This is a genomic window from Cryobacterium adonitolivorans, assembly GCF_004402695.1.
In the GTDB taxonomy this organism is placed as follows: domain Bacteria; phylum Actinomycetota; class Actinomycetes; order Actinomycetales; family Microbacteriaceae; genus Cryobacterium; species Cryobacterium adonitolivorans.
This window is the reverse complement of sequence record NZ_SOFL01000021.1, coordinates 1-11,878: the sequence shown is the minus strand read 5'-3', so window position 1 is coordinate 11,878 and position 11,878 is coordinate 1. Positions and strand designations below refer to the sequence as shown.

Annotated in this window: 12 protein-coding genes and 1 pseudogene; 4 read left to right on the top strand and 9 right to left on the bottom strand. The window is 68.5% G+C overall.

Translation table 11 applies throughout. The features are described 5' to 3' along the window. The first annotated feature begins 7 nt into the window (after positions 1 to 7). The 3 genes from E3O42_RS06100 to E3O42_RS06090 are packed head-to-tail and all read left to right on the top strand — an operon-like array spanning position 8 to position 2,658. A complete protein-coding gene (locus E3O42_RS06100; protein ID WP_134453123.1) occupies positions 8 to 988 on the top strand; it encodes a branched-chain amino acid ABC transporter permease in 981 nt (326 codons plus the stop codon). 37 nt (positions 989 to 1,025) lie between these two features. Then, positions 1,026 to 1,901 (top strand): ABC transporter ATP-binding protein, encoded by an 876-nt coding sequence (locus E3O42_RS06095; RefSeq protein ID WP_134453122.1) that lies wholly within the window; start codon positions 1,026 to 1,028, stop codon positions 1,899 to 1,901. Beyond that, positions 1,888 to 2,658, top strand: coding sequence for an ABC transporter ATP-binding protein (locus tag E3O42_RS06090; RefSeq protein ID WP_134453089.1), 771 nt, complete (start codon positions 1,888 to 1,890; stop codon positions 2,656 to 2,658). The genes E3O42_RS06095 and E3O42_RS06090 overlap by 14 nt, the downstream gene beginning before the upstream one ends. A 484-nt stretch (positions 2,659 to 3,142) precedes the next feature. On the opposite strand, the gene E3O42_RS06085 is transcribed toward E3O42_RS06090, so the two are convergent. The 3 genes from E3O42_RS06085 to groES form a co-directional block, all read right to left on the bottom strand. Further along, entirely contained in the window at positions 3,143 to 4,438 is a 1,296-nt protein-coding gene (locus E3O42_RS06085; protein ID WP_134453088.1) for an ABC transporter substrate-binding protein, read from the bottom strand. Between the two features lie 168 nt (positions 4,439 to 4,606). After that, entirely contained in the window at positions 4,607 to 5,527 is a 921-nt protein-coding gene (gene rarD, locus E3O42_RS06080) for an EamA family transporter RarD (protein ID WP_241984671.1), read from the bottom strand. Between the two features lie 135 nt (positions 5,528 to 5,662). Continuing rightward, positions 5,663 to 5,959: a co-chaperone GroES gene (gene groES, locus E3O42_RS06075; RefSeq protein ID WP_066597535.1), complete on the bottom strand. Its 297-nt coding sequence runs from the start codon at positions 5,957 to 5,959 to the stop codon at positions 5,663 to 5,665. Positions 5,960 to 6,103: 144 nt separating this feature from the next. Here groES and E3O42_RS06070 point away from each other — a divergent pair, with 144 nt between their 5' ends. After that, positions 6,104 to 7,291: a class I SAM-dependent methyltransferase gene (locus E3O42_RS06070; protein WP_134453086.1), complete on the top strand. Its 1,188-nt coding sequence runs from the start codon at positions 6,104 to 6,106 to the stop codon at positions 7,289 to 7,291. Between the two features lie 26 nt (positions 7,292 to 7,317). On the opposite strand, the gene E3O42_RS06065 is transcribed toward E3O42_RS06070, so the two are convergent. The 6 genes and pseudogenes from E3O42_RS06065 to tsaB form a co-directional block, all read right to left on the bottom strand. Then, complete coding sequence (locus E3O42_RS06065) at positions 7,318 to 7,833, bottom strand: hypothetical protein (protein ID WP_134453085.1); 516 nt, start codon at positions 7,831 to 7,833, stop codon at positions 7,318 to 7,320. 38 nt (positions 7,834 to 7,871) lie between these two features. Continuing rightward, the gene (locus tag E3O42_RS06060; RefSeq protein WP_134453084.1) at positions 7,872 to 8,501 is read right to left on the bottom strand and encodes a DUF4190 domain-containing protein; all 630 of its coding nucleotides are present in this window, start codon (positions 8,499 to 8,501) and stop codon (positions 7,872 to 7,874) included. 101 nt (positions 8,502 to 8,602) lie between these two features. Continuing rightward, positions 8,603 to 9,004 carry a DUF4190 domain-containing protein gene (locus tag E3O42_RS06055; protein ID WP_166787910.1) on the bottom strand — a complete coding sequence of 134 codons (402 nt, stop codon included), beginning with the start codon at positions 9,002 to 9,004 and terminating at the stop codon, positions 8,603 to 8,605. Between the two features lie 165 nt (positions 9,005 to 9,169). Continuing rightward, a complete protein-coding gene (gene tsaD, locus E3O42_RS18830) occupies positions 9,170 to 10,333 on the bottom strand; it encodes a tRNA (adenosine(37)-N6)-threonylcarbamoyltransferase complex transferase subunit TsaD (protein ID WP_420897866.1) in 1,164 nt (387 codons plus the stop codon). A gap of 36 nt (positions 10,334 to 10,369) precedes the next feature. Continuing rightward, positions 10,370 to 10,801: pseudogene (gene rimI / locus E3O42_RS18825) on the bottom strand (ribosomal protein S18-alanine N-acetyltransferase); the annotation flags it as partial. Further along, positions 10,801 to 11,436, bottom strand: coding sequence for a tRNA (adenosine(37)-N6)-threonylcarbamoyltransferase complex dimerization subunit type 1 TsaB (tsaB, locus tag E3O42_RS06045; RefSeq protein ID WP_134453081.1), 636 nt, complete (start codon positions 11,434 to 11,436; stop codon positions 10,801 to 10,803). The gene tsaB and the pseudogene rimI, both read right to left, overlap by 1 nt. Positions 11,437 to 11,878: the final 442 nt, after the last annotated feature.

Genomic DNA, 11,878 nt, shown 5'->3' with positions numbered 1-11,878 from the left:
GACGATGATCGACTGGGGAGCAATCTTTAGCAACGCGGCCGTCGAGCTGATCAGCCCGACCACCGCCGCCTACGCCCTCGCGGCGCTGGGCCTGGCGGTTCACTTCGGCTACACCGGCCTGCTCAACTTCGGCCAGGCCGGCTTCATGGCCCTCGGCGCCTACGGGTACGCCATCTCGACCCTGACCTTCGGGTTCCCGGTTTGGGCTGCGGTGCTCGTCGGAATCGGCGCATCCGTGATCTTCGCGTTGGTTCTCGGTATCCCGACCCTGCGGTTGCGGGCGGACTACCTGGCCATCGTCACGATCGCGGCCGCCGAGATCGTGCGCCTGCTGTTCACGACGAACACCTTCGAGCCGGTCACGGGTTCGGCCAACGGGCTCAGCGGGTACAAGGGCGGATTCGCCGCCCTCAACCCGATCCCCGACGGCACCTACGGGTTCGGTCCGTTCGAGTACAACGCCTACGACTGGTGGCTGCGCATCGTGGCCTGGACGATTGTGATCCTGGCCTGCCTGTTCACCTGGCAGATCATGCGCAGCCCGTGGGGCCGTGTGATCAAGGGCATCCGCGAAGACGAAGACGCCGTGCGTGCCCTGGGCAAGAACGTCTACTTCTACAAGATGCAGTCGCTGATCCTCGGTGGCGTCTACGGCACCATCGCCGGCATGATCTTCGTGCTGCCCCGTGCCGTGGTGCCGTCGAACTACCAGACCTCGCTGACGTTCTTCATCTACGCCATCCTGCTGCTCGGTGGCGCGGCGACCATCCTCGGTCCGGTAATCGGCTCGATGGTCTTCTGGGTGCTGCTGTCGTTCTTCTCCGGGTTCATCGCCCGGGCCGTGGAGGCCGGCTGGATCCCGTTCCTGACGAGCATCCAGGCCGGACAGCTGCGCTTCATCCTGGTGGGCGTCGCGATCATGCTCATTGTGATCTACAGGCCCCAGGGCATCTTCGGAAACAAGAAGGAGCTGGCTTTTGTCAAGTAACAGCGTTCCCACCGCCAAGCCCGTCAAGACCGTTGACATGCACATCGGCGAGGCCGTCCCCGGCTGTAGGAAGAAGGACCCGATCCTCGTGGTCGACGGCGTCAGCCGTACCTTCGGCGGCCTCAAGGCGGTGGATGTCGAGCACCTCGAGGTCCCCCGCGGCGCCATCACCGCCCTGATCGGGCCGAACGGGGCCGGCAAGACCACCCTGTTCAACCTGCTCACCGGGTTCGACAAGCCGGACTCCGGCTCATGGACCTTCGAGGGCACCCCCATCGGTGGCATGGCCGCGTTCAAGGTCGCCCGGATGGGTCAGGTGCGCACCTTCCAGCTCACCAAGGCGCTGGGCCTGCTCACGGTGATGGACAACATGCTGCTCGGCGCGAAGGCGCAGGTCGGCGAGAACCTGTTCCGCGCCGTCCTGCCGTTCCTCTGGCGCCAGCAGGAGGCCGACAACAGGGACAAGGCGATGGACCTGCTTGCCCGGTTCAAGCTGGACACCAAGAAGGACGACTACGCGGCCAGCCTCTCCGGCGGGCAGCGCAAGCTCCTCGAAATGGCTCGGGCGCTGATGAGCGATCCCACCCTGGTTATGCTCGACGAGCCCATGGCCGGCGTCAACCCGGCGCTGACCCAGTCGCTGCTCGACCACATCCTCAACCTCAAGGCCGAGGGCATGAGCGTGCTCTTCGTTGAGCACGACATGCACATGGTGCGTCACATCGCCGACTGGGTGATCGTGATGGCCGAGGGCCGTGTTGTCGCCGAGGGCGACCCGCACGAGGTGATGCGCAACCAGGCCGTGATCGACGCGTACCTGGGCCAGCACCACGACGAGGACCTCGGCGAGGATCCCAGCGCCGAACAGCAGAATGTCGGAGCCATTAAGGAGCTGCTCGATGACGAACTCTAGCCCGCTGATCGACGCCACACCGGCCCCGGTGCGGAACGCCGTCGTCGAGGTGAAGAACGTGACGGCCGGCTACGTGCCCGGCGTCAACATCCTCAACGAATGCTCGCTCACCGCCTACGACGGCGAGCTGATCGGTATCATCGGCCCGAACGGTGCCGGCAAGTCCACCCTGCTCAAGTCGATCTTCGGCCTGGTCAAGGTGCGCGAGGGCGAGATCCGGTTGCGCGGCGACAACATCACCAACCTCAAGGCCAACAAGCTGGTCTCCAAGGGTGTGGGGTTCGTGCCGCAGACGAACAACGTGTTCCCGACGCTGACGATCCAGGAGAACCTGGAGATGGGCATGTACCAGAAGCCCAAGGGACTGGCCGAGCGGCTCGAGTTCGTCACCGAGATCTTCCCCGAGCTGCGCAAGCGCCTCGGCCAGCGGGCCGGGTCGCTCTCCGGCGGCGAGCGCCAGATGGTGGCGATGTCGCGGGCGCTGATGATGGGCCCGCACGTTCTTCTGCTCGACGAGCCGAGCGCGGGCCTCTCCCCCGTGCGTCAGGACGAGGCGTTCCTGCGAGTCAAGGAGATCAACAAGGCCGGCGTGACCACGATCATGGTGGAGCAGAACGCCCGCCGCTGCCTGCAGATCTGCGACCGCGGCTACGTGCTCGACCAGGGGCGGGATGCCTACACCGGCACCGGCCGCGAGCTGCTGAACGACCCCAAGGTGATCGGCCTGTACCTGGGCACCCTGGGTCAGGACGACTAACCGCACCACCGACTTGCCCCGTTGCGGACCAGTTGCCCCGGTCTACCGGGGCAACTGGTCCGCAGCGGGGCATTTCGCGCTCTACGGCGGCGCCAGGCGCCTCCCTGGCGCCAGTTGGGTGTCCCGAGCGGGAATCTGCTCGCCTGAGCCGCCGCGGTGCCCCCAGCAGGCGTGTGCAGCCCGCGACCATTCGAACCAGGACCTCGGAGGTCTTACAGTCGACGGCCCCCTCATTCCCGGCCACTCTCGTGCACAACTCCTGCAATTCCCCCCAGAACGGATGCCCGGCCGCGGGAATCCGGGCCCCGGCATCCCGTCGACCAGGTTCTGCAGGAGTTATGCACTCGGACGGCCGGGAGGAGCCAGGAGGCTGCGCCGTGACCGGGGTCGCCGGGCACGCGGAAGGGCCCCTGCCGAAGCCGGGGCCCTTCTGTGCGTGTCGCGGTACGCCTACTGTGGGTGTATCGCGGGTCAGCGGGTGGGACTAGTTGGTGCGGGTGTACTTGTTGTCTGCACCGAACTCGTAGATGCCGATGGTTGCGTCGGTCGGGTCGCCGTTCTCGTCGAACGTGATCGGGCCGGAGTAACCGTCGTAGTCGATCTGCTCACCCTCGGCCAGGAGCGCGGCGCCCGACGCGAAGTCGGTGACCTTGGTGCCCTCACCGGAGCCACCGGATACCTGCTGGAGGTAGCTGGAGATCGACTCACCCGAGACGTCGTTGGCTGCGTACGCGGCCAGGGCGATCAGGATGACGGCGTCGTAGGACTCAGCCGCGTAGCTGAAGTCGGTCAGGGCCGGGTCGACCTCGAGCAGACGGTCGGTGAAGTCACCGAGGGTTGCGGTGTCCAGGCCGGGCAGCGTGCCCTGCGAGCCCGCGATCAGGCCGGGTGCGAAGTCCTTGCTGTAGTCGGACAGGTTGCCGTCGACGAAATAGAGCTTGTCGCCGGGGAAGCCGCTGGCAACGAGGTCCGGGGTGATGACCTTGGCCTGGTCGAACGTGATCAGTGCGATCGCGTCGGGGTTGGCCGCGGTGACTTCAGCGATCTGAGCCGAGAAGTTGGCATCACCCTCGTTGAAGCTCGCGCTGGCGACGACCTCTCCACCGGCAGCCTCAAACGCCGTGGTGGTGTACTCGGCCAGGCCGGTTCCGTAGGCGTCGTTGAGCACGATCAGGCCCAGGGTGCTGTTGCCGTCTTCGGCGATCAGGTTGCCCAGGACTTCGCCCTGCAGGATGTCGGACGGTGCGGTGCGCCAGTACAGGCCGTTGTCGTCGTAGTCCGTGAAGTCGGCCGACGTGTTGGCCGGCGAGAACTGCACGACGCCGGCGCCGGTGATCGCGTCGATGACGGTCTTGGAGACACCCGAGGATGCCGCACCGACGATCGCGGATACGTCCTGCGACAGCAGGTCGGTCACGGAGACGGTGGCGGTGTCGGTCGTGGTGTCGCCCGAGTCGCGGAGGATGGCTTCGATGTCGATGCCCAGGTCGGCCGCCTTGATCTCGTCGATGGCGAGCTGGACACCGGCTTCTTCGGGCGGGCCGAGGAAGGCGAGCCCACCACTCTGGGGGAGGATCGTGCCGACCTTCAGGCTCAGATCGCGGTCGCCGGCCTCGATGGCGGTGACGTCGCTGCTCTCGGCGGGTGCTTCCGATGCGGCCGGCTGGGCTGCGTCGGTGCTGCATCCGGTGAGCAGAAGTGCGCTGACGCCGAAGATGGCGACGCCGGTGACTACGGCGCGGGCCGAGCGGGAGGCCGAGGCCTTCGCGAATACGCTCATGTTGCTCCTAGGGTAAGGGGAATCGAAGGTTAGAGCACGGCAAACGATCGTTGCCGTGCTGTAAACGTATTCATCCGGACGACCTCAAACAAGGCGGGCGTGTTACAGCCGTGTAACGCGACCAAATCGTTACGAACGGCCCCCTGATCAGGATGCCTGCTTTGAGCCCTAAATCGGGTCGACAACCGGCCGGCGCTGGGCCCGCCCCGCACGCACCATGTCGACGGTCAGCACGATCAGCGCGAGCCAGACCAGCCCGAATCCGAGCCAGCGTTCCGGCGGCATCGGCTCGTGCAGGATGACCACGCCGGCGATGAATTGCAGCACCGGAGCGAGGTACTGCACGAGCCCCATCGTGGTCAACGGCAGGCGCCGGGAGGCGGCCGCGAAGAAGAGCAACGGCACCGCGGTGAGCACGCCCGTGCCGATCAGGGCGATAGTGTGCAGCGTCGAGACGGTGCCGAAGGTGAGCCCGGAGATCAGGGATACCACCACCAACTGTACGATCGCGATCGGCGTGAGCCAGAGTGTCTCCAGGGTCAGCCCGGAGAGCGCGTCGATGTGGCCGCCGACCCGTTTCTTGATCAGGCCGTAGAAGCCGAAGGAGAACGCCAGGATCAGCGAGATCCAGGGCACGGTGCCGTAGCCGACGCTGAGCACGATCACGGCGACCAGGCTGATGAGCACCGCCGCCCACTGCGCGGTGCGCAGCTTCTCGTGCAGCACCAGGACACCCAGCAGCACCGTGATGATCGGGTTGATGAAGTAGCCCAGCGCCGTCTCGACGACGTGGCCGCTCAGGGTGCCGAGGATGAAGGTCTGCCAGTTGATGAAGATCAGCACCCCGGCCAGCCCCATCGTCCACACGATGCGCGGCGAGCGGAGCGCGGCCACGAGCGGCCGCCAGGCGTGGGTGGCCACGATCAGGACGGCGCAGAACACCAGCGAGAACAGCACCCGCCACGCGACGATCTCGAACGCTCCGGACGGCGCGAGGAACAGGAAGTACAGCGGCAGGAATCCCCACATGCCGTAGGCGCAGATCGCGAAGATCAGGCCCGTGCTCGCGGAACTGCGCGCCGGGCGTATCCGGCTCTGGCCGGCATCCACCGGATCGGTCGGCTCGGTGGGACCGGTCGGATTCTCGTGCACGTTGTCACCCCTCTGGATGCGAAAAATCCCGGATGGCCGAGGCCATCCGGGATTCAACGATATGCGGTGTGACTAGCGAACGACGACCGCGAGAACGTCGCGAGCCGACAGAACGAGGAGGTCCTCGCCACCGAACTTGACTTCGGTTCCACCGTACTTGGAGTAGATCACCTTGTCGCCGACGGCGACGTCGAGCGGGATGCGGTTGCCGTTGTCGTCGATGCGGCCGGGGCCGACGGCGACAACTTCGCCTTCCTGGGGCTTCTCTTTGGCGGTGTCCGGGATCACAAGTCCTGAAGCGGTGGTCTGTTCTGCATCCACCTGCTTGATGACGATGCGATCTTCGAGCGGCTTGATGGAGACCGACACGGTTGACCTCTTTCTTAGCTAAGACGTAGTTAGCAGACTCACAGCGAGAGTGCTAAGTCGAGTTTAGGGGGCAACTGGCACTCACGCAACGTGAGTGCCAGAGCGCTCGGGGTACGGCCCGGTTTGGCTTGGTAGGTTTGCGGGATGGATCGCGCCGAGCTCGTTGAGCTGCTCTCACCCGAAGGCCTGCGCCTGCTGGATTCCCTGCCCGTCTACGAGGCCGGCGCCGACGTCGTGCGTACGGTCAGCGCCTTGCGCAAGGCCGGGCACTCCCCTGCCCTGGTCAACGCGGTGCTCTACCAGTCCCGGCTGCGGGAGAAGGCGACGGCCAAGTTCGGCGATTTCGCCAGCCGGATGCTGTTCACCGAGGCCGGCCTGGAGCAGGCCACCCGGTTGCGGGTGGCGGCCCTGCACGCCGGCCGGTTCGTGGAGGCCGGCCTCAAGCGGGTCGCCGACGTGGGCTGCGGCATCGGCGGCGATGCCATGGCGATGGCCGCGATGGAGCTGACGGTGACCGCGATCGACATCGACGAGGTAACCGCCACGGTCGCCAGTTTCAACCTGGCCCCGTTCCCGAACTCCTCGGTGGTCTGCGCCGACGCGTCCAGCATCGACCCCACCGAGTTCGACGCGCTCTGGTTCGACCCGGCCCGCCGCACGGCCGGGCACGGCAACACCAGCCGGCTGACCCGGTCAGAGGACTACTCCCCCAACCTCGACGACGTGTTTGCCCTGGCCGAACGGATGCCTGTGGGCGTCAAGCTCGGTCCCGGCCACGACCGCGACCAGATCCCGGAGACCGCCGAGGCCCAGTGGGTGTCGGTGGACGGCAAGCTGGTGGAGATGGGGCTGTGGTTCGGCGCCCTCGCGCGGCCGGGTATCCGCCGGTCGGCGCTGCTGCTGACCAAGGACGGCGTCGCAGAACTGACCGCCCCGGCCGACAGCGAGGATGTCGGCGTCGGCGAGCTCGGCACCTACCTGTACGAACCCGACGGCGCCATCATCCGCGCCCGGCTGATCGGCGACCTGGCCAGGTCGATGGATGCGTCGATGCTCAGCGAGGGCCTGGCCTACCTGACCAGCCCGGCCCTGACGCGCACCCCGTTCGCCACGGCGTTCCGGGTGCTCGAGGTGCTGCCCACCGACGAGAAGAAGTTGCGGCTGGCGCTGGCCGAACGCAAGATCGGCACCCTGGAGATCAAGAAGCGCGGCGTGGACGTGGACCCGGCGACCCTGCGCACCCGGTTGAAGCTCAAGGGGCCGGAATCGGGCACCCTGGTGCTGACCCGCGCGGCCGGCCACAAGGTGGCGCTGCTGGTGGAACGGGTCTGACCGGCGCCTGCGGGCTGGGCTGCGGCTCAGCGGTAGTAGGCGGGCAGCATCTGGGTGATCACGACGAACCACAGCGCCGCCATCAGGATGCCCGCGAGCCCGCTGACCAGGCCGAGGATCCAGAGGCCGCCGGCGCGGCGCTCCACGACCCGGGCGACCAGTGCGAGCACCACCGCGGCCAGGCTCAGGGGCACGCCCCAGATCACGAAGATCCCGGCCAGCACCCCGAGCACGCCGCAGACCGCGGAAGCGACGCTGAGTCCCCGGCGGGCCGGATGGGTCTGGATCTCGGCCGTGGTGTACACATAAGGCACCCACTCGGTGGGCGCGGTGATGGTGGACTCGTAGGCGAGTTCACCGGCGGCCGGCGGCCGGGTCAGGTCACGCGAATGCCCGGCCAGCCCCCGCAGCTCCGCGGCCCGCGCCTCCGTGGCCCGGGCTTCCGCGGCCCGCGCCTGCACGCGGGACAGGGCCGGCGCCCCGGCGGGCGGGTGCGGCTGCTCCCGTTCCGCCCGGGTATCGGGCTGCCCGGTCTGCGACATGCGTGTGGACTCGTTTCTCGACTAACCGCGGGGCGCGGTCAGTAGTTGTAATTGTTCATCGGCACGCTCGCGAACACCAGCGCCCAGAGCAGAATACTCGAGAGCGCCAGGGCGATGCCCACGAAACCGGTGATGATACCCGTCAGCCAGAAGCCCCTGCCGTTGGGCTCCTTGTTGCGGGCGATGAATCCGAGCACCACGCCGGCGGCCGGCAGGATGATGGCGAGGATACCGCCGAAGATCGGGAAGAACGCGACCGGGGAGCCGAGGATGCCGATGACACCGGCGACCATCGACAGGATGCTCAGGATCGGCTGTTTGGTGGCCGACGGCATCCCGGGCTGGCCGGCGTAGTAGCCGGCGGCGGGGCTGCCGGAGGGCGGCGGGGTGCCGTACCCGGATCCGGGCGGGACGTAGCCCGGCGGCGGTGAGCCGTAGGGCGGCGGCGGCGTGCCCTGGCCCGGGGCCGGCGGGCCATAGGCAGGCGGCGGGGTCGGCTGGGCGCCCGGCGGAGTCGGTTCGGCGCCGCCGACGCGGCCGCTCTGGCGTTCCGGCGGGTCGCCGGCCGCGCTGTCCTGCGGAAAATCGGGCACCTGCGGCACGTCGGGAACCTGCGGCACGTCGGGAACCTGGGGAACCTCGGGATGTGGTGTGTTCGGATCAGTCATGATCGTCATTCCCTTCCTGTGAACGCCTGGTTTTGTCCAGACCGCCCGGCCGCCCGATCGGGCGGCCGGGGCTGGCCGACGAGCGCGGTCTGCCGAGCTGTTTAGTAGGTGGTGTAGGAGCCGTCGTTGATCCCCGCGATGGTCGCGAGAATGATGACAACGATGAAAATGAGGCCGCTGATCAGGCCGAGGTAGCCGAGCACGAGGCCGGCGATCGCGAGTCCACGGCCCTTTTCGCCGGTCTTCTTGATCTGGCTGAGCGCGATGTGGCCACAGATGACGGCGGCGAGGGACACGAAGAACGCGCTGACCAGGGAGATGATCGCGAGAACATTCCACTTGTCGCCTGCGGCCGGCTGTCCGTAACCCTGCGGGGCGGCGCCGTAGGCAGGGGCGGCGGGTGTTACGCCGTAGGCCGGCGGTGCGGGCGGGGTGTACGCCGCCGGCGGGGTGGGCTCGTTCGAGTCCGGCTTGTTCACCGGGTACTGGTTCGGGTCGGTCATGGGGACTCCTTCACGTGGGTGCAGCGTAGGGAAAACAAGGGCGCTGGGCGCGATGGGTGCCATAGTGGCACCCGCGCCGCGGGGGTGTCAACGTGCAGGCTCTGCGCAAAACCCCCACCGTCACAGTATCGCGTCCGCGCGAAAAACTCTTGGTGAGATGCGGTTTCAGGCCTGGATAAGGCCCACCGGGAGAGTGGAATCCGCCCCGAAATCGAGGCTGGAGGGTGCGTGCCCGGCCATGATCAGCTGTGCGCCGAGCGCGGCGATCATGGCGCCGTTGTCGGTGCAGAGCGACAGGGGTGGGATTCGCAGCGCGATACCGGCCGCATCCGTGCGTTCCTGGGCCACCTGGCGCAGCCGCGCATTGGCGATCACACCGCCGCCGAGCAGCAGCCGGGGCACCCCGAGGTCGGTGCAGGCCGCGACCGCCTTGGTGAGCAGCACGTCGACGACGGCCTCGCGGAAGCTAGCCGCGACATCGTTGATCGGCACGGTTTCGCCGGCGTCACCCTTCTGCTCCACCCACCGGGCCACCGAGGTCTTCAGGCCGGAGAAGGAGAAGTCGTAGCGGTGCTTTGCGACGTCTTTCTGATGGCTGAGGCCGCGGGGGAAGCGGATGGCGTTGGGGTCGCCGGTGGCCGCGACCCGATCGATCTGGGGGCCGCCGGGGTAGGGCAGGCCGAGCACCCTGGCGACCTTGTCGAAGGCCTCGCCGGCGGCGTCGTCGATGGTCTCGCCGAGCAGCTCCACGTCGGAGACCAGGTCGCGCACCAGCAGCAGGGAGGTGTGCCCGCCGGAGACCAGCAGGGCGATGGTGGGGTATTCCAGCGGCGCATCCTCGGTGACGCCATCGCCGCGCAGCAGGTCAGCGCCCACGTGGCCGACGAGGTGGTTGACGGCGTAGATCGGCACGTCCAGCGCCACCGCGAGCGACTTGGCCGCGCCGACGCCGACCATGAGCGCGCCGGCGAGGCCGGGTCCGCTGGTGACGGCGATGGCGTCGATCTCCTCGAGCCGGATGCCGGCTTCGGCGACCGCCGCGTGGATGGCGGGGACCATCTCCTCGAGGTGGGCGCGGGCGGCCACCTCCGGCACGACGCCGCCGTAGCGGGCGTGCTCGTCCATCGACGAGGCGATGGTGTTGGAGAGCAGGGTGGTGCCGCGCACGATGCCGATGCCGGTTTCGTCGCAGGAGGTTTCGATGCCCAGCACCAGCGGGTTGGTGCGGTTGAGCGGGCGGGTCGGTGCTGCGGATGCGGCGGGGGCCGGGTCGGCGGATGCGCCGGTGGCCGGGTCGGCGGCTGTGGCGGGGGCATCCGTGAATTGCATCTCGGCAGGCGGAATAGGCAGGCGCATCACGATCGCATCCACGTTGTCTGGTTGATAGTAGCCCCGGCGCACGCCGAGGTCTTCGAAGCCGAGCGAGCGGTACAGGTGCTGGGCGCCGGGGTTGTCCGCGCGCACCTCGAGGAAGGTCTCGCGGGCGCCGCGTTTGCGGGCCTCGGTGATCAGGCTGAGCATGAGTACCCGGCCCAGCCCCCGGCCGCGGGCCTCCTCGGCCACGGCGATGGTCTGGATGTCGCTCTCGGGCGAGCGCAGCGCCGCCTGCAGCCCGGCGTACGCGACGATGTGCTCCGGGGAGTCCGGCGGGAAGGCGACCAGGTAGTAGCAGCCGGGGTCGGCGACGTCGCGGGCCATCATCTCGGTCGACCAGGCGTCGTTTTCGAAGATGTGGGTCTCCAGGGCCATGATGGCCTCGACGTCGGCGGGCTTGGCTCGGCGCAGTTGCCAGGTCATCAGCTCACCCGCTTGGGGCCGTTTTTGGACACGGTCACGTCGGGCGAGCGCAGGTAGAGCGCCTCGTCGGCGGCGAACGGGCGGCCGGCCGCGAAGGCGAGTTCGGCGACCATGCCCAGGTCGCCGGCCGAGATGGTGGCGGCGTCGAGGCGGGGCAGGCCGGCGTGCACGAAGTCGGCCTCGAGCAACTCGGCCGGTTTGGCCAGGGCCGCTTCGCCGATGCGCACCGGCAGGTGCTGGGCATCCGCCCCGCTGTACGCGGACCAGTAGACCTCGCGGCGTCGGGCGTCGGTGACCACGAGCAGCGGGCCGGTGTGGCCGGTGCGGTAGTGGCCGTAGGCGATGGCGTCGTGGCTGACCACGGGAACGAGAGGGCGGCCGATGCCGAGCGCGAAGACCCGGGCGGCGGCGATGCCGACGCGGAGGCCGGTGAACGGGCCAGGGCCCATGCCGCCGACGACGCCGGAGAGCGCCGAGATGGGGATGGCGGCCTCGGTGAGGCACTCCTGGATGAGGCGGCCGACCACCTCGGCATGGCGCATGGTGTCGGCGACGCCGCGTTCGGCGATCACGCCGTGGGTCAGGTCGACGACGGCGACGCTGGTGCCGGCGGAGGTATCGATGGCGAGGAGCACTCGTCCAGCCTATGCGGCCCCGGCGCCTCCGCTCGCCGGGCGCCGTTGGGGTCGGTCGCCGTGTCGCCGGCGGTCTTGTTCACGGGCTCGTGCACGGGCAACTGTTGCCGAAACGGACATTTGCGTCCGGCGCACCGGGCACTAAGGTCCGCAAGGGCAACAGTTAGCTCAGCGATGGTCGCGACACTTCGCGCCCCTCGCAACACGGGCGACGAGCCTCACCTGGCCACGCGGGGCACAGCCCTCTCGCGAGAGGACACTTCGGGCCCCCTGCGCGGCCCACAACGGGCCGCAACTGGCCACTCGGGGCACAGCCCTCTCGCGAGAAGACACTTCGGGCCCCCTGCGTGGCCCACGACGGGCCGCAACTGGCAACTCGCGGGGCGGGAGCGGCGGGCGGGCGTGGCGGGCGGGCGGGCGGGCGGGCGGGCGGGCGTGGCGG